Consider the following 17520-nt stretch of genomic DNA (forward strand, 5'->3'; position numbering starts at 1 on the left):
GAGGGCGACGATATGAAACTGCTCAAGCTCGTCCCCGACGACACCAACATCAAGTTCCTCCGCTGGCGTATTCCGTTCTTCGCCATCAGCATCCTGCTGATCGCCGCAAGCTGGGCGCTGGTCTTCACCAAGGGGCTCAATTACGGCGTCGACTTCGCCGGCGGCCTCGAAGTGCGCGCGACCTTCACCCAGAGCGTCGAAGCCCCGGTGGGCGAGTTGCGCGAAAAGGTCGCCACGCTCGGCTATGGCGATCCGGTGGTCCAGCGCTTCGGCGAGGACAACCAGGTCTCGATCCGCGTCCGCCTGCCTGACGACGTATCCGCCGACAAGGAAGCCGCGCAGGCCGCCGCGAACGATATCGTCGAGACGCTGCAGTCCGATTACGAGGATTTCCGGCTCGACGGGAATGACAATGTCTCGGGCAAGGTTTCGGGTGAATTCCGCCAGACCGCGCTTTATGCACTGCTCGCGGCGATGGCGGCGATCGCGCTTTACATCTGGGTTCGCTTCGAATGGCAGTTTGGGGTGGGCGCGCTGTTCGCGCTGTTCCACGATGTCAGCCTGACGCTGGGGATGTTCTCGCTATTCCAGATGGAATTCAGCCTGCAGATCATTGCGGCGATCCTCGCGATCATCGGCTATTCGCTCAACGATACCATCGTGGTCTACGACCGTATCCGCGAGAATTTGAAGAAGTTCCGCAAGATGGAACTGCCCGCGCTGCTCGACCTGTCGGTGAACGAAACGCTCGCCCGGACGGTGATGACCTCGGTGACGCTGTTGGTCGCATTGCTGCCGCTGCTGCTGTTTGGTCCCGCCAGCCTGTTCGGCATGGTCGCCGGGATCACGCTGGGCCTGTTCGTGGGTACCTACAGCTCGGTCTATATGGCCGCGCCGATCCTCGTCTGGCTGGGCGTCACCAGCGACAGTTTCGTCCCGACCGAAACCGTCGCCGACCAGCAGGAAAAGAAGGCGCGCGGCCTGGTCTAGGCAATCGCGTCGTAATGGGTGGCGAGCGCCGCGGCGTTCTCTACCCAGCTGAATTTCTCGACCGTCGCCGCCACCGTCTCGGGTGAGCGGGGACGGCGGATCACCAGGTCGATCCCCTCGCGAATGGCGCGGCAGTTGCGCGCGACGATCACCCCGGCTTCGGGCGCGGTTACCACTTCGCGTGCGCCGCCCGCATCGGTGATGACGATCGGCGTCCCGCAAGCCAGCGCCTCGATCCAGGCATTGGCAAGACCCTCGCTGGCCGAGGGCAATACCAGGGCATCCGCAGCCGACAGGATCGGCGGCAGCATCGTCGGGGCGAGGCTGCCGAGAAAATGGACCCGCTCGGCCACGCCGACTTCTTTCGCCAGCGCGCGCAGGCTCGCTTCGTCTTCGCCCTTGCCGATCAATAGCAGTCGGGCCCGCGGCAGATCGGCCAGTGCCTTGATCACCAGCGCCTGGCCCTTGCGTTCGATCAACGCGCCGACACTCACCAGCAGGCGATCGTTGCTGGATATGGGAATGGAGAATGTCTCGCCCAGCCGCGTGCGCAGGCCGACATGGTCCATTGGCCGGAACAGGTCGCGGTCGAGCCCGGTGTAGTGCACCGCGATTTTCTCGCGCTCCATCCCCAGCGTCGCCATGTCATCGGCCAGCGCTGCGCATACCGCCAGCACACCCGCCGCCTCGCGCGCGGTTTCGAGCAATGCGTCGCGACCATAGGCGCGCGCGCCCCAGTAATGAATGTCGGCCCCGCGTGCCTTGACCGAGAAGGGCAGGCCCAGTTCACGCGCGATCATCATCGCCGCGGGCCCGTCGGGATAGAAGAATTGCGCATCGACGAGGTCGAACGGGTGTTCCGCATGCAGGCGGCGGGCGAGCGGGAGGACGGTCTTGGCGATCAGCCCGGGATTGAGCCTGCCACCGATCTTGGGGAGCAGGCGGAAAGTGGGGCGATGGATATCCATCCCGAATTCGCGGCCATCCCCGGCAGCACTCGCCAATGCGCGGTAGCGCCCGAACGCGAGCGGCGGGAGGCCGATCGGATTGATGACCGTGACGTCCCAATGCGTATCGCGCTGCAACGCCTCGAGCGATTTGGCCACGAAGATGCCGAAGCGCGGATTGGCGGCATTGGGAAACAGTGTCGCCAGCGACAACACGCGGCGGGTCTTCGCGGTACTCACAGCCGGCGCACCAGCATTTCCGCCACCGCGATCCAGGCGGGACTGTCCACCACCTGCTGCTTCTCGCCATGACCGGGAGGGAGCAGGCCGACCATCTTGCCCTGCCGGTCGATCAGCCGTCCAAAGGCGAAGCGCCCGCCCTTTTTCGGGACCAGCACATCGCGATTGATCGCGCGTGACGCTTCTTCCGGATTAAGCTGGCGCAGCCATAGCTGGTCGCCAGGACGGTATTCTCCATGCGGATAGGCGATATCGAGCACCATTAGCGAGCCGTCGCCGCCTAGATCGGTGGCGAGGATGGCATCCTGCGGTGTAGCGAGCGCTTCGGGTCCGGCCTTCGCCAGCGTGGCGACGACTTGCGGGTGACCGGCCTTTTCGCTGCGCACGAGCATTTCGGGGTCGACCTCGAGCGCGGCGGCGATCCGCTCCATCCATTTGAGCGAGAGATTGCGCATCCCGGTTTCGAGCCGTCCAACGGTCTGCGGGGTGGTTGGCGGCGTGCAGGCCTCGGCGAGGTCGGCCAGCGTCAGGCCCTTCTGCTTGCGAATGTCGCGGATCCGGTTGATCACTTGGCTGCCCCACAGATAACCGATTTGGTTTTTCCCGTTTCCTACAGGAACCGTCGCGGCGCAAGGGTAAACTCGTCGAAAACACCGAACCCATTGGATTAGGGGAGACTGCCATGCGCCGCACACTCGTCGAACGCGAACTGACGGAGGAAGGCCCGCGCCGGGGCGCCGCCGCGCATGGCCAGCGGCGCAGTGTGACGGTCAATCTTGCCGAAAGCCCGCTCAGCTGGCTGTATTCGCGCGGGCATCTGACTGACCGGCAGTTCGATGCCGGCGAACGGCTGCGCGCCGATTACGAGCGCGCGCAGATCGCCCCATCGACCACGATGCGCTGGGACCCGGTGCGGGTCGATGGCGGCGCGGCGGACCACGGCCTCTCCCCGTCGGAGCGTCAGCTTGCGGCCAAGGAGCGCTTCCACGGTGCGATGCGCGAGGCAGGGCCGGGACTGAACGATATCCTGTGGCGTGTCGTCTGTGCGGGCGAGGGGTTGCCGGGGGCGGAGCAGGCGCTCGAATGGCCCGCGCGCAGCGGCAAGTTGGTGCTCAAACTCGCGCTCGACCGGGTGGCGGTTTTCTACCGGATCGGCTGAGACGGGATATTTTGCGCAGGACAGTGGTCCATGTGGTCCATGTCGTTGGACGCGAACCGGCCCGGTCCTACACGCGCTGCGCAACCGTCTCGCGCAAGATGGGCAGCACTTCGGCTTCGAACCACGGGTGCTGGCGCATCCAGATGGTCGAACGCCAGGCGGGGTGGGGCAGGGGGATGAAATGCGGCAGGTAATCGCGGAACTGGCGGACCCGGTCGGTCATCGACAGCGTACGCGGCGCGGGGAGGTACTGCGCCTGCGCATAGGTGCCGACCAGCAGCGTCAGCCGGTCTTCGGGAAGTACGTCGAGCACGCGTTCGTGCCATTGCGCGGCGCATTCGCGGCGCGGCGGCTTGTCACCCCCGCTGGCCTTGCCGGGATAGCAGAACCCCATCGGGACCAGCGCGACACGAGCGGGATCGTACATTTGGTCCTTGGTCAGTCCGGTCCATTCGCGCAGGCGGTCGCCGCTGGCATCGTCCCACGGAATGCCGCTTTCATGGACCTTCGATCCGGGCGCCTGGCCGATGATCAGCAACCGCGCGGTTGCCGAGAAGCTGGCCACGGGGCGCACGCCGTGCGGCAAGTGGTCGGCGCAGAGGCGACAGGCCGCGATCTCGGCCTCGAGGCTCACCCTTCGACCGCCTCCGCCAGCATCAGCCAGCGCTCTTCCGCCGCATCCTTCTCGGTGCGGGCGTTCTCGAGCCCCTTGGAGATATTGGCGAAGCGCTGCGGATCGGCGGTGTAGAGTTCGGGATCGGACAGGATCGCCTCGCCCTTGGCAATCGCGATTTCGAGCTCCTCGATGCGCGTTGGCAGCAGTTCGAAGTCGCGCTGGTCCTTGTACGAGAGCTTGGTCGACTTTGCGGGTGGCGGTGGCGCGGCCGCGGGTTTGACCGCCTGCTTCTCCACTTTGGGTTTGCCCGCGATCGGCTGGCGGCGCTTGCGCTCCCAGTCCTCGTAGCCGCCCGCGACCACATCGACCTTGCCGGTCCCGTCGAGGCCGAGCGTGATCGTGACGGTCCGGTCGAGGAAGTCGCGGTCATGGCTGACGATCAGCACCGTGCCTTCGTAATCGGCGATGACTTCCTGCAGCAGGTCGAGCGTTTCGAGATCGAGGTCGTTGGTCGGTTCGTCGAGGACGAGCAGGTTCGACGCCTTGGCGAATTCGCGCGCCAGCAGCAGCCGGCTGCGTTCGCCACCCGACAGTACGCTGACCTTCATGTCGACGATCTTGGGATCAAACAGGAAGTCCTTGAGATAGGCCTGCACATGCTTGCGATTGCCGCGCACGTCGATCCAGTCGCCGCCTTCGGCGAGCACGTGGCGCACGGTCTTGTCGGCGGTGAGCAGCTGGCGTTGCTGGTCGATCATCACCCCGGTGAGCGTCTTGGCGATGTCGATCTTGCCGCTGTCGGGTGCGAGTTCGCCGGTGAGCATCTTGAGCAGCGTCGTCTTGCCCGCGCCATTGGCGCCGACGATGCCGATGCGGTCGCCGCGCTGGATGCGCAGCGAGAACGGCTTGATGATGGTCCGGCCGCCATAGGCCTTGGTAATGTTCTCGGCCGCGATCACCGACTTGGACTTGAAGTCCTCCTCGGTCGCCAGCTTGAGCTTGGCGGTCCCCGCGGCGTCGATCATCGAGGCGCGTTGCGCGCGCATCTGGCCCAGCTTCTCGAGCCGGCCCTGGTTACGCTTGCGCCGCGCGGTTACCCCGCGTTCGAGCCAGTGCGCCTCGAGCTTGAGCTTGGCATCGAGCTTCTCCGCTGCGCGGGCTTCCTCGGCATAGACCTGCTCTTCCCACGCTTCGTAACCGCCGAAGCCCACTTCCTTGCGGCGCAGGCTTCCGCGGTCGAGCCACAGTGTCGAGCGGGTCAGTCGCTTGAGGAACGTCCGGTCATGGCTGATGACGAGGAAGGCGCCCTTGTAGCGTTCGAGCCAGCTTTCGAGCCAGTCGATCGCGCCAAGGTCGAGATGGTTGGTCGGCTCGTCCATCAGCAGCAGGTCGGGGTCCTGGGCCAGCGCCCGCGCGATCGCCGCGCGGCGTTTCTCGCCCCCGCTCGCGCCCCTGGTTTCGCGCGCCATGTCGATGCCGAGCTGTCCGGCAATCGCGTCGATCTCGTGCTCCTCGGGCGCAAGGTCGCCTGCCAGCGCCCATTCCATCAGTGTGGCATGGCCCGATAGGTCCGGGTCCTGCTCGAGCACGACGATCCGCATGCCGGGCTTGGTCTTGCGGATGCCGGCGTCGGTTTCGACCTGCCCGTCGATCATGCGGAACAGCGTGGTCTTGCCCACACCGTTGCGCCCGATCAGCGCGATGCGGTCGCGCGGGCCGACATGCAGGTCGAGCGGTTCGTGATCGGGGCCGCCGAACAGCCATTTGCCGCCCTGCTGCAGGGCAATGCCTTCGAGGCTGAGAATGGGTGGTTGCGCCATGAAGCGCGCGAGGTAGGCGCGCGGACGCCGCTCCGCAAGACGCTAGCGCGCTGCCTCCTGCTCGGCGACCATCCGCGCGACGTCGGCGAGCAATTGCGGCGCGTCGTAAACGATCCCGTCCTTGATGGTCCAGCGCACCCCGCCGACCTGCTCGATTGCCCCGGTCTCGCGATTGAGCCGCGTATGGCCGGTGCCATAGAGCACCTTGAGATTGGCCAGCGGGTTCTCGGGCACGATCACCAGGTCGGCCAGCTGTCCCACTGCAATCCGGCCCATCGGCGGCTCCTCGCCCTGCGGCTCGTACAGTTCGCGCGCCCCGTCGAGAGTGGCCGCGCGAATGACGGCAAGCGGCGAAAGTCCTGCCTCGCGCAGCATTTCCAGCTCGCCGATATAGGCGAAGCCCCATGTCTGGTAGATATAGCCCGGGTCGGAACCCGCAGTGACGCGCCCGCCGCGATCGTGAAAATCCTTCGTCAGCGCGAACCACTTGGCGTAGAAATTCCGCCAGGCGACCTCGTCCTCGCTGGTCCAGTCCTTGTAATAGCTCCCATGATTGGTTGCGTTGGGCGCGTAGAAATCCATCAGCGAGGGCAACGTATATTGAGCATGCCAATCCAAGCCGCGCGCACGCATCACGTCGCGGCTGGCGGCGTAGATGTTGAAGGTCGGGCTCAGCGTAACGCCGTTCTCGATCAGCAGGTCGACGTAATCGTCCCACATCTCGCTACCCGGCTCGACGGCCTGCGGGGCGAGCCGGGCTACCCAGGCGAACCGCGATTGCTCGTCGAAGTAGTTGTAGTCCTCGGGGTAATAGGGGAGCGCGCCGTCCTTCAGCAGGCTTTCGAAATGGCCATAGAAATGCGTGACGTCGTCGAGCCCGAGTTCAACCGCCTTGCGCGCGTTGACCTCGGCCGCCCCGGTTTGCGCGAGATGCGCGACGGTGCCCATCTGCTGCTTCTCCGCCTCGTCGAAGGCAGCCGCGAAGACTTCCGGCGAATAGCCGTTGAAGAATTTGACGCCCCAATAGCCCTGCGCCTTGGCCCAGCGGACCCATTCGCGCGCACCGGCAGGGGTGTCGGGGGTTCCGCGCGACCATTTGTCGCCAAAGACGGCGTAGGGGATCAGCCGCGGCGCGGTGATGGTATTCGCGGCGCTGCGGCGCGCGTCGGACAGGTCGGGGGTATCCGGGCCGAAGTAGAAGCTCACCCCGCGCACCGTGGTCACCCCATGCGCGAGCCACAGCTTGTAGCCATAGGATGGCTGCGGCGCCTTCGACGCATCGCCATTATGGCCATGCACATCGACGAAGCCGGGCAGGACATACATGCCTTGCGCATCGACCACGCGCTGCGCGGATTGCGCCTCATCAGCCGGAGCACCGCCGGGATAGAGCGCAGCGATGCGATTGCCTTCGACCATGATGTCGATCGGTCCGGCGGGCGGGGCACCGCTGCCCTCGATTACGGTGGCGCCGCGGATCAGCAGCTTGCCAAAGGGCCCTTCGCCCTCGTCGGCGGTGCGCGCCGGGACCGGTTCCATCTGCGCGGCCAACGGGATCGTCACCATCATGGCCGCAGCGGCCAGCGCGTATTTCCAGGCTTTCATGCATTCCCTCTCGATTGGCGCTATGGCTAGCGGTAAGCGCTGGCCGAGAAAAGCGGGAACCCATCCGTTCAGCAAGCCGTAAAGCTGCAAAGCCGATATTCCGCTCGACAAATGAGGAGCAAGCCCATGATCCGTTTCGCTATTCCCGCGCTGGCCATTGCCGCCACCGCTTCGCAGGTACAGGCCGCACAAGTCCAGATCGCCAGCCAGGGGCCGGTGGTCGAACTGTCTGTGAGCGAGACCGTCGATGCCAAGCCCGATATCGTCGACATCAGCGCGGGCGTAACCAGCCAGGCACGCACCGCAGTCGAGGCTATGCAGATCAATGCGCGCGAAATGACCGCGGTGATCGATCGCATCAAAGCGCTTGGTATCGATGAAGACGATATCCAGACGACCGGAATCAATCTCGGCGCGCAATATGACTACGACCAGTCGACCCGCAAGCAGGTGTTCCGCGGCTATCAGGCTTCCAATCGCGTGAGCGTGACCTTGCGCGACGTGAAGCGGGCGGGTGAGGTGCTCGACGCGCTGGTCGCTGCCGGTGCGACCGATATCGGCGGACCGCGTTTCTCGCTCGATGATGACAGCCCCGCGCGCGCACAGGCCCGCAAGGCGGCCTTCGACAAGGCGAGGGCGCAGGCCGAGGAATATGCGCAATGGTCGGGTTTTGGCGGCGTAAGGCTGCTCGAAGTCAGCGAATCCGTAGCTTCGAGCGGACCGATGCCCTTTGCCGAATCGGATGCGCGCCAGGCGATCAAGGTCTCGGCTGCACCGACGCCGGTCGAGCCGGGCCTGGTGGGCACGATGGTTTCGCTGACCGTCAAGTTCGAGATGACCCGTTAGGCTGCATGAACGCCACCACGGATATTCAGTCCTTGTTCAATGCCCCGAGGCTAGGCAGGATCGCATCATGAAGCGCATTTTCGCCTCTTTCCTCGCCTTGGGGCTCGTCGCGAGCCCCATCATGGCTGCGCCCGCGTTTGCCCAGCCGCGTTCCGAACAGGGCGAGGCGCGGCGCGAAATGAGTGCGGGCAATATCCTGCAGTTACGCGATATCGAGGCACGTATCCTGCCCACTATGCGCGGGGCGGAATATCTTGGCCCGGCGTACGATTCGACCGCGATGGCCTACCGCCTGAAGTTCATCAAGGAAGGCCGCGTGATGTATGTCGATGTCGATGCGCGCACCGGCAAGGTACTCCGGCGCAGTCGCTGATTTGCCCCGGCGAAACTCCGTTCAGGTTGACGCGTTCATCTACATGAACGAAACGCGCTCCAAACAATCCGAGGACGGACATTTATGCGGATCCTGATCGTCGAGGATGAGCCCACCCTGGGCCAGCAACTCAAGTCGACGCTCGAGCAGAACGGCTATGCGGTGGATTTGTCCACCGATGGCGAAGACGGCCATTTTCTGGGCAGCACCGAGGATTACGACGCAGTGATTCTCGATCTCGGCCTGCCCGAGATCGACGGGCTGACCGTTCTCGGCATGTGGCGCAAGGAAGGCCGCAAGTTCCCCGTCCTGGTCCTGACCGCGCGCGACAGTTGGTCGGACAAGGTCGCGGGCCTCGATGCAGGCGCGGACGATTACCTCGCTAAGCCGTTCCAGACCGAAGAACTGATCGCCCGCCTGCGCGCACTGATCCGCCGCGCTTCGGGCAATACGTCGAGCGAACTGACCGCCGGCAATGTCCGGCTGGACACGCGCTCGGGCCGCGTCACGCTCAAGGGTGAACCGGTCAAGCTGACCGCGCAGGAATACAAGCTGCTCAGCTATCTGATGCACCACAAGGGCAAGGTGGTCAGCCGCACCGAGCTGATCGAGCATATTTACGATCAGGATTTCGACCGCGATTCGAACACGATCGAGGTCTTCGTCACGCGCATCCGCAAGAAGCTGGGTGCCGAAGTAATCACGACGATCCGTGGACTCGGATATAGTCTCGACGACCCCGCCGACCAGCCGCGCGCCTGACGCTGCGCCCGGCACGGTGCTGAAGGTCGGGAAACCCCCGCCGCCAGACCCTGCTGCCGACAGCCCGGTGACCCTCGCCGCACCGCCCGCGAAGCGCAGCCTTGCGCGGCGCATGATGGCGATCGCCGCGCTATGGATCGGCGTGCTCCTGCTCGGCGGCGGATTTGCGCTCGATCGCACGCTGGTGCGGCTGGTCGAGGACAATTTCGATGAACAGCTCGAATACGTCCAGACTGCTCTGATTACCTCGGCCGAGATCGACAGCTTCGGCGATGTGCAGCTCTACCGCTCGCTTGGCGATCAACGGTTTCTCGAACCCAATAGCGGCGTCTACTGGCAGATCACCGGCGAGGGACATCAGCCGTTTCCAAGCCGTAGCCTGTGGGATCGCAGCCTGACGGTCGAAGGCGATCACATCGACAATGAGCCGCATTTCTACAACTCGAACCAGTTCGAGAACGAACCCCTGCGGATCGTCGAACGGACCGTGATCCTGCCCGATAGCGACACGCGCTGGACCTTCGCGGTTGCCTCCGCCCGCGACGAACTCGATTACCAGATCACGCGGATCCGCTCGATCCTGGTCTGGAGTTTTGCCGCCCTGGCGCTAGGCCTTCTGGCGATGGCGATGCTGCAAAGTTGGTACGGCCTTTCGCCGCTGCGGCGCGTGCGCAACGCAATCCAGGCCATGCGCACCCACGGCACCAACCGGATCACCGACCCGCTCCCGCTCGAGGTCGAACCGCTGGTCGATGAAATCAACGCGCTGCTCGCACATACCGAACAGCAGGCCGAGGAAGCGCGGATGCATGCGGGTAATCTGGCGCATGCGCTCAAGACCCCGCTAACGGTGCTTACCAATGCGGCCACCGCGCACGATCCGCGGCTGTCCGACCTCGTCTGCCGCGAAACCAAGACCATGCAGCGTCATGTCGAACATCACCTGGCGCGCGCCCGCGCGGTGGGCCGCCGCGCCAGCGGCCATGCGCGCGCCGAGGTCTGGCCGAGCGCCGAAAGCGTTCTGCGCGCGGTTACCCGTATTTACGAAGAAACCCGCTTCGACCTCGACGGGAATCGCGATGCCGTGGTCTCGATGGAACGGCAGGATCTCGATGAAATCCTCGGCAATCTGATCGAGAATGCCGCCAAATACGGCGGGGGCAGCGTATTCGTCACGATCGATGCCGATCCGGCAGCCAGCCGCTGCATCATCTGGATCGAGGATGACGGTATCGGTATCCCCGAAAGCGAACGGCCGCGTATCTTCGACCGCGGTGCACGGCTCGACACGGGCAAGCCCGGAACCGGACTCGGCCTCGCCATCGTGCGCGATGTGGTCGAGATATACGGCGGCTCGGTCGAACTGGGCGAGAGCGAGGATCTGGGCGGCCTGCTGGTCAAGCTCACCCTGCCGCGCAGCGCGCTGTAAACAGGGTCTAGCGCCGCGCCGCGCGTTCGTGGTGGCGGATCACTTCGTCGATAATAAAGCGCAGGAATTTCTCGCTGAACTCGGGGTCTAGCTCGCTGTCTTCGGCCAACCGCCGAAGCCGCATGATCTGTTCTTGCTCGCGCGCCGGATCGGCGGGGGGCAGCGTGACCTTGGCCTTGTATTCGCCCACCGCCTGCGTGATCCGGAAACGCTCGGCGAGCATATGGATGAGCGCGGCATCGATATTGTCGATGCTTTTGCGAAAGCCGGCAAGGACGGCATCGGGCTGTGGGGCGTCGGACATTCGATCACGCTAACAGCAAATCCCGTCTTGCCAAGAAAGCTTGGGCAGACCATGGCCAAGCCGAAATGTCTGCCGACGTAATCCCCCTGAATCGCGCAGAGCCTGAGGGCTCGATCGAACCCATGCTGGCTCTCACCGCGCAGGGCATGAACCGGGTCAACCAGGTCATCCTCGATAGGATGCAAAGCGAAGTGCCGCTGATCCCGGCGCTTGCGGGGCATCTGATCGCGGGCGGGGGCAAGCGCCTGCGCCCGATGCTGACGCTCGCAGGGGCCGAACTGGTCGGCTACAGCGGCACACGCCAGCACAAGCTCGCCGCCGCGGTGGAGTTCATCCACACTGCCACGCTGCTGCACGACGATGTCGTTGACGGGTCCGACCTGCGCCGCGGCAAGGCGGCAGCCAATATCATCTATGGCAATCCCGCGACCGTGCTGGTCGGCGATTTTCTGTTCAGCCGCTCGTTCGAACTGATGACCGAGGACGGCAGCCTCAAGGTGCTCAAGATCCTCTCGGGCGCAAGCGCGATCATTGCCGAAGGCGAGGTCGACCAGCTCACCGCGCAGCGCAAGATCGACACAAGTGAGGAACGCTACCTCAATATCATCCGCGCCAAGACCGCAGCGCTGTTTGCCGCGGCCAGCCGGATTGCCGCGGTCATTGCCGAGTGCAGCGACGAACAGGAGCAGGCGCTCGACGAATACGGTCGCAATCTCGGCGTTGCATTCCAGCTGGTCGACGACGCGCTCGATTACGATTCGAACGCCGCCACCATGGGCAAGGATCGCGGCGACGATTTCCGCGAGGGCAAAATGACGCTGCCCGTCATCCTCGCCTATGCCCGCGGCAACGAGGAAGAGCGCGCCTTTTGGAAAGCGGCGATCGGCGGTTTCCGGACGAGCGACGATGACCTCGAACAGGCAATTGCACTGATCGATCGCCATAGCGCGGTCGACGATACCAAACTGCGCGCGCGGCACTTCGCCCAGCGGGCGATCGATGCGCTGTCGATCTTCCCTGACAGCACTGCTCGCCAAGCGATGACGCAGGCGGCGCTGTTCGCGGTAGCGCGCGGGTACTGATCCGTCCTAGGGCCGCTGGCGTGCCCGCATTGCCGATCCTCTCCGTAATTCCCGAATTGCTCGGCGCACTGCGTGAGCAGACTGGTGCCGTGCTGGTTGCGCCGCCCGGCGCGGGCAAGACCACCGCGGTCGCACCCGCGCTGCTCGACCAGGACTGGTGCAGCGGCACGATCATCCTGACTTCGCCGCGCCGGGTTGCCGCCCGCGCCGTGGCCGAGCGGATGGCCGAAACGCTGGGGGAGAAACCCGGCGAAACGATCGGCTATCTCAGCCGCCTCGACAGCAAGCGTTCGGCACGAACTCGCGTGCTCGTCGTGACCGAGGCCATTTTCGTAAACACGATCCTCGCCGATCCGGAATTGTCCGGCATATCGACAGTGCTGTTCGACGAAGCGCACGAACGTCATCTCGACAGCGATCTGGGGCTGGCGCTCGCGCTCGAAAGCCGCGCCGTGTTGCGCGAGAATTTGCGCGTGCTGGTCATGTCGGCGACCATCGACGGCAGCCGCTTTGCGCGCCTGCTGGGCGAAGAGGCACCGGTCATAAAAAGCGCTGGCCGGGCATATCCGCTGCGGATCGAATGGCTCGGCTCGTCGCCGCAGGTCGCGGTCGAGGACGCCATGACGCAGGCCATTGGCACCGCTTGGCGGCAGGAAGAGGGCGACATCCTCGCCTTCCTGCCTGGTGTCCGCGAGATCGAGCGAACACGCGAGCGGCTCGAAGCGCGGCTGCCCGCTGCGCTTCTCCTGCCGCTGCACGGACAGGTCGATCCGGCGGGCCAGCGCGCGGCCATCAAACGCGATCCCGGGGGGCGGCGCAGGATCGTACTCGCAACTGCGATCGCTGAAACTTCGCTGACGCTCGACGGTGTTTCGGTGGTGGTCGATGCGGGACTGTCGCGGAGGGCCGAATTCGACCGGGCCGCGGGGACGACGCATCTGGTAACGCATCGTGCCAGTCAGGCGGCGGCGGCGCAACGTGCCGGACGCGCAGCGCGGCAGGGGCCGGGCGTGGCTTACCGTTTGTGGGAGGAAGCGGGGCATGCCGGGCGGCCCGCCTATGATCCGCCCGAAATGGTTACGGCCGACCTTGCTCCGCTGGTGCTGGCGCTGGCGCAATGGGGCAGCGGCGATCCTGCGGACCTCGCATGGCTCGATCCACCCCCGGAAGCTTCGGTCGGCGCGGCGCGGCAAATGCTGGCGGCGCTGGACGCGCTGGATGAAACCGGCCGGATTACGCCGCGTGGCAGCAAGCTCGCGCAATTGCCGCTCGACCCGCAGGGTGCGGCGACCGTGCTGTTCGGGGCCGAGCATGGCGCAGCCGAACAGGCCGCGCGGCTGGCGCTGTTGCTGCAGGAACGCGGGCTGGGTGGTCGGGGTGAGGATCTGGAAGCGCGCCTCACGCGCTGGAATGCCGATCGCAGCCGCCGGGCCGATGCCAGTCGCAAGCTGGCTGGGCGATGGGCCAAGCGCGCCGCCGACCTTGCCGATCGGGTTTCGACCGGCAATGCGCCGCCGCCAGCGATCCTTCTGGCAGCAGGGCGGCCTGAATTCATTGCCAAGCGGCGCGATGCCAGCGGCGAACAGTGGCTCGCAGCAGGGGGCAGGGGCTTCGTCCTCGATCCGACTTCCCCGCTCGCCCGCGCGGCGTTCATGGTGGTGGGCGATGCGCAGGGGCAAGCCAAGGGCGCGCGGATAACCTCGGGTATTGCTCTGGAAGAAATCGAGCTGGAACGCTGGCTTCCTGACCGTATCGAGCGCCGACAGGTCCTGCGCTGGACGGGGGACCGGGTCGAGGCCTTGCTCGAACGCAGGCTCGGCGCGATCACGCTGGCGCGCGGTCCCGATCCCGCTCCCGATCCCAGCGCGATTGTGGATATGCTTGTGGACAAGGCTCTGGAAAACCCTGCGAAACTGCTCCCGCAAGCGCTGCTCGCCAGGGCCGGTTATGCAGGCGTCGAAAGCCTTTCGAGCGCGGGCCTTGCCGCCACCGCCGATGTGTGGCTGGCACCTTTGCTTAAGGGCAGGCGTGATCTGGCGGTGCCAAAGGGCAGGCTGGTCGACGTCGCGCTCGGGCAGATCGATTGGGACAGCCGCCAACGGCTCGATCGGCTGGCGCCTCGCGCTTTCACCTCGCCCGCGGGGACCACTCACGAGATCGACTACGTTGGCGATGACGCGCCGAGCGTAGAGGTGCGCGTGCAGGCGCTGTTCGGGCTGGAGCGCCATCCTATGGTCGGCAACACGCCGCTGCTGCTCAAGCTAACCAGCCCGGCGGGGCGACCGATCCAGTCGACACGCGATCTGCCCGGCTTCTGGCGGGGAAGCTGGGCCGAAGTGCGCAAGGAAATGAAGGGGCGCTATCCCAAACATCGCTGGCCCGAGGAACCCTGGACCGAAGCGCCAAGTTTGAAGACCAAGAACGCCTTCGACCGCTCGCGCTAGTTGACTTCCACGCCGAAGGCGAGGCAAGGGCGGGGCCTGTTTAGGACTCATGCGAGGTAGCCAAGCGACGGGTGTTCCCACCCGGCGTCTGAAGGATCGAGAGAAATGTCAGCACGTATCTACCAGCGACCGAAAAACGCCATGCAGTCCGGCAGGGCGCGGACCGATGAATGGGTGCTCGAATTCGAGCAGTCCGAAGCGCGCCAGGCCGATCCGCTGATGGGTTGGACCGGCAGCGGCGATACGCAGGCACAAGTCCAGCTGACCTTCCCAAGCAAGGAAGAGGCGAAGGCCTACGCCGAGAAATACGACATTGTAGCGCGCATCCACGCGACTCCTGCCAAGAGCCTCAAGCTGCAGGCCTACGCCGACAATTTTCGGTAATTGATTTTTATCGCTCCCGCCGCCATATGGCGCGCCGGGAGTCGGTCGGACGTTTGCGTTCGCTCACCGGGTCAGGTCCGGAAGGAAGCAGCCCAGGTGGATTGCGGCGGGTCGGCCGGCTCCTTTTTCACCCACAATTCGTATGCGCCATGGCATGACTTTTGCCGCGCCAGTGCCTACCTAGTCGGGCATGGGTGATTCACCGGACAATCCTGACGGCCTTCCGTGGGAAAGCGGGGCCGAAGAGGCCGACACGCCGAGCGTGGCGGAACTCGAGGACGCCGGACAGGAAGCGATGTTCGGCGGTGCGCCTGCTGGCGAAACCGAACAGAAGGCCGAGCCTGAGCCCGCGCCACCAACCGCTCCCGTAACCGGACCGGTTACACCCGATGCGGCGCAGCCCTATCGCGTACTGGCACGCAAATACCGCCCGCAGACCTTTGCCGAGCTGATCGGCCAAGAGGCGATGGTCCGCACTCTCGCCAATGCGATTGCGCGCGATCGGCTGGCGCATGCCTTCCTGATGACCGGGGTGCGCGGGGTCGGCAAGACCTCGACCGCGCGGCTGATCGCCAAGGCGCTCAACTGTATCGGCCCCGACGGGCAGGGTGGCCCGACGATCAGCCCCTGCGGCCAATGTGAGCCGTGCCGCGCGATTGCCGAAGGGCGCCATATCGATGTCATCGAAATGGACGCGGCAAGCCATACTGGCGTCGACGACGTGCGCGAGATTATCGAGGCGGTGCGCTATGCGGCGGTCTCGGCGCGCTACAAGATCTACATCATCGACGAAGTCCACATGCTGTCGCGCAATGCATTCAATGCGTTGCTCAAGACGCTCGAGGAGCCGCCCGCGCATGTGAAGTTCCTCTTTGCCACGACCGAAGTCGAGAAGCTGCCGGTCACCGTGCTCAGCCGCACGCAGCGTTTCGACCTGCGGCGGATTCCTGTCGAACTGCTCGAAGCGCATTTCGCGGAAATCTGCCGCAAGGAAGGCGTCGAGGCTGATGCCGAAGCGCTGCATATCGTCGCGAATGCTGCCGAAGGTTCGGTCCGCGACGGGCTTTCGATCCTCGACCAGGCGATCGCGCATGCCGATCTCGACACCGAGGGGCGCGTCAGCGCGGCGCGTGTGCGCGACATGCTCGGCCTCGCCGACAAGGGCGCACAGCGCCGCCTGTTCGGCCATATCCTCGAAGGCGAGGGTAAGGCCCTGCTGGCGGCAGTGGATGAACAATATGCGCTGGGCGTGGAACCGCTTGCGCTGATGCGCGCACAGATGGACGTCGCCCATCGTATCACCGTGGCACAGGTGTCGGGCAGCGAACCTGAAGGCGCCAGCGCCGATGAACGCGAGCAATTGGCCGAGTGGGCATCGCGCCTGCCCGCGGGTCAGTTGCATCGGTTGTGGCAATTGCTGCTCAAGGGGCACGAGGAAGTCCGGCTGGCACCCGATCCGTTGGTGGCGCTGCGCATGGCGCTGTTGCGGACACTGCATGCCGGGCAGATGCCCGATCCGGGCAAGCTGGCGAAAAAGATCGAGGCTCTGGCGGAAGCCGGACCGGCTCCAGCATCCGTGCCTGCCGGCGCGGGAGAGGCAGCGCCGACCGCCACCGCGCAACCTGATTGGCAGGGATTGGTCGACGCTATCGATGCGTCCGGCCTGTTACAGGAAGCAAGCATCATGCGCCTGCAGGTGCGCGTCGTCGAGCTTGCCGACGGCATGTTGCGCTATGGCCGCGACGGCAAGTTCACTGACGATATCGCGCCCGTCCTGCGCGAGGCGCTGCATCGTCATACGGGCAAGCGCTGGACGGTCGAGGAAGTGGCCGGCGGTGCCGGTGCGCCCTCGCTGGTAGAGGTGATCGAAGCGGAACGCACAGCGGCTGCCGCTGCGACGCGATCGCATCCTTTGGTGAAGGCGGCATTCGATGCCTTCCCCGATGCCGAACTGATCGAAGAAGACGGCGCGCCCCCCGAGCGCCGCGAAATACCCTGGAGTAGAAAAGCATGAATATGGAAGAAATGCTCGCGCAGGCACAGAAGGCCGCAGAGACGATCCAGAAGCAGATGGGCGATGCGCAGACCAAGCTTGATGATATCGAAGTCGAGGGTTCGGCCGGCGGCGGACTGGTCAAGGTGCGCGCGACTGCGCGCGGACGCATCCTTGGTGTTGCGATCGACGATAGCCTGATGAAGCCCGAAGAAAAGCAAATGGTCGAAGATCTCGTCACCGCAGCGTTCAACGATGCGCGCGACCGGGCCGATCGCGTTTCGGCCGAAGAAATGAACAAGATCCAGCAGGACGTGGGCTTGCCGCCCGGTTTCAAACTGCCGGGCATGTAAGCCGGGCAAGCCCGGCGTGCTTAGCGTCCAGTGAGGCGAACTTTCCCAGGCGCCGGTCGAAGAAATGGCCGGATCATCCCCTCACTCCATCGATTCGCTAAGGCGTGTATTCACACTTGGCGGGGATGCGCGCACCTGCCTTCGTTTGAGTCGCGATTGCTATCGAAGGGGCG

At 65.0% G+C, this 17520-nt stretch carries 17 protein-coding genes and 1 other RNA gene; 12 read left to right on the forward strand and 6 right to left on the reverse strand.

Going from position 1 to position 17520, the window contains the following annotated elements; translation table 11 throughout:
* Positions 1-12 precede the first annotated feature (12 nt).
* Complete coding sequence (gene secF / locus N6L26_RS02575; protein ID WP_263606500.1) at positions 13-990, forward strand: protein translocase subunit SecF; 978 nt, start codon at positions 13-15, stop codon at positions 988-990.
* Here secF and N6L26_RS02580 read toward each other — a convergent pair.
* Both N6L26_RS02580 and N6L26_RS02585 read right to left on the reverse strand, forming a co-directional pair.
* On the reverse strand, positions 987-2177 hold the full coding sequence (locus tag N6L26_RS02580; protein ID WP_263606501.1) for a glycosyltransferase: 1191 nt from the start codon (positions 2175-2177) through the stop codon (positions 987-989). The two genes, secF and N6L26_RS02580, sit on opposite strands and share 4 nt — an antisense overlap.
* Positions 2174-2746 carry a helix-turn-helix transcriptional regulator gene (locus N6L26_RS02585; protein ID WP_263606503.1) on the reverse strand — a complete coding sequence of 191 codons (573 nt, stop codon included), beginning with the start codon at positions 2744-2746 and terminating at the stop codon, positions 2174-2176. The genes N6L26_RS02580 and N6L26_RS02585 overlap by 4 nt, the downstream gene beginning before the upstream one ends.
* A gap of 113 nt (positions 2747-2859) precedes the next feature.
* Between N6L26_RS02585 and N6L26_RS02590 the strand changes: the two genes are divergently transcribed.
* On the forward strand, positions 2860-3336 hold the full coding sequence (locus N6L26_RS02590; RefSeq protein ID WP_263606504.1) for a DUF6456 domain-containing protein: 477 nt from the start codon (positions 2860-2862) through the stop codon (positions 3334-3336).
* Positions 3337-3403: 67 nt separating this feature from the next.
* Here N6L26_RS02590 and N6L26_RS02595 read toward each other — a convergent pair whose 3' ends face one another.
* Genes N6L26_RS02595 through N6L26_RS02605 form a run of 3 tightly spaced genes read right to left on the reverse strand, consistent with a single transcriptional unit; the run spans position 3404 to position 7377 of the window.
* Entirely contained in the window at positions 3404-3970 is a 567-nt protein-coding gene (locus tag N6L26_RS02595) for a uracil-DNA glycosylase family protein (protein ID WP_263606505.1), read from the reverse strand.
* On the reverse strand, positions 3967-5772 hold the full coding sequence (locus N6L26_RS02600; RefSeq protein ID WP_263606506.1) for an ABC-F family ATP-binding cassette domain-containing protein: 1806 nt from the start codon (positions 5770-5772) through the stop codon (positions 3967-3969). The genes N6L26_RS02595 and N6L26_RS02600 overlap by 4 nt, the downstream gene beginning before the upstream one ends.
* Positions 5773-5814: 42 nt before the next feature.
* Positions 5815-7377: an amidohydrolase family protein gene (locus N6L26_RS02605; RefSeq protein WP_263606507.1), complete on the reverse strand. Its 1563-nt coding sequence runs from the start codon at positions 7375-7377 to the stop codon at positions 5815-5817.
* 126 nt (positions 7378-7503) lie between these two features.
* Here N6L26_RS02605 and N6L26_RS02610 point away from each other — a divergent pair, with 126 nt between their 5' ends.
* From N6L26_RS02610 to N6L26_RS02625, 4 genes are all read left to right on the forward strand, one after another.
* Entirely contained in the window at positions 7504-8223 is a 720-nt protein-coding gene (locus N6L26_RS02610) for an SIMPL domain-containing protein (RefSeq protein ID WP_263606508.1), read from the forward strand.
* Between the two features lie 67 nt (positions 8224-8290).
* On the forward strand, positions 8291-8596 hold the full coding sequence (locus N6L26_RS02615; protein WP_263606509.1) for a PepSY domain-containing protein: 306 nt from the start codon (positions 8291-8293) through the stop codon (positions 8594-8596).
* 84 nt (positions 8597-8680) lie between these two features.
* A complete protein-coding gene (locus N6L26_RS02620; protein WP_263606510.1) occupies positions 8681-9358 on the forward strand; it encodes a response regulator transcription factor in 678 nt (225 codons plus the stop codon).
* 112 nt (positions 9359-9470) lie between these two features.
* On the forward strand, positions 9471-10787 hold the full coding sequence (locus N6L26_RS02625; protein WP_263607238.1) for a sensor histidine kinase: 1317 nt from the start codon (positions 9471-9473) through the stop codon (positions 10785-10787).
* A gap of 7 nt (positions 10788-10794) precedes the next feature.
* Here N6L26_RS02625 and N6L26_RS02630 read toward each other — a convergent pair whose 3' ends face one another.
* Positions 10795-11091: a chorismate mutase gene (locus N6L26_RS02630; protein ID WP_263606511.1), complete on the reverse strand. Its 297-nt coding sequence runs from the start codon at positions 11089-11091 to the stop codon at positions 10795-10797.
* Positions 11092-11156: 65 nt separating this feature from the next.
* Here N6L26_RS02630 and N6L26_RS02635 point away from each other — a divergent pair, with 65 nt between their 5' ends.
* The 6 genes from N6L26_RS02635 to N6L26_RS02660 all read left to right on the forward strand — a co-directional run bounded on the left by N6L26_RS02635 (position 11157) and on the right by N6L26_RS02660 (position 17347).
* Complete coding sequence (locus N6L26_RS02635; RefSeq protein ID WP_263606512.1) at positions 11157-12173, forward strand: polyprenyl synthetase family protein; 1017 nt, start codon at positions 11157-11159, stop codon at positions 12171-12173.
* 20 nt (positions 12174-12193) lie between these two features.
* Positions 12194-14617: an ATP-dependent helicase HrpB gene (hrpB, locus tag N6L26_RS02640; RefSeq protein ID WP_263606513.1), complete on the forward strand. Its 2424-nt coding sequence runs from the start codon at positions 12194-12196 to the stop codon at positions 14615-14617.
* A 105-nt stretch (positions 14618-14722) separates the two neighbouring features.
* Positions 14723-15001: an ETC complex I subunit gene (locus N6L26_RS02645; protein WP_263606514.1), complete on the forward strand. Its 279-nt coding sequence runs from the start codon at positions 14723-14725 to the stop codon at positions 14999-15001.
* Between the two features lie 34 nt (positions 15002-15035).
* An RNA gene (ffs, locus tag N6L26_RS02650) (signal recognition particle sRNA small type) lies at positions 15036-15130 on the forward strand.
* 61 nt (positions 15131-15191) lie between these two features.
* Positions 15192-17015 (forward strand): DNA polymerase III subunit gamma/tau, encoded by a 1824-nt coding sequence (locus N6L26_RS02655; RefSeq protein ID WP_263606515.1) that lies wholly within the window; start codon positions 15192-15194, stop codon positions 17013-17015.
* Positions 17012-17347: a YbaB/EbfC family nucleoid-associated protein gene (locus N6L26_RS02660; RefSeq protein ID WP_263606516.1), complete on the forward strand. Its 336-nt coding sequence runs from the start codon at positions 17012-17014 to the stop codon at positions 17345-17347. The genes N6L26_RS02655 and N6L26_RS02660 overlap by 4 nt, the downstream gene beginning before the upstream one ends.
* Positions 17348-17520: the final 173 nt, after the last annotated feature.

Source organism: Qipengyuania sp. SS22 (assembly GCF_025736935.1).
Classification (GTDB): Bacteria; Pseudomonadota; Alphaproteobacteria; order Sphingomonadales; family Sphingomonadaceae; genus Qipengyuania.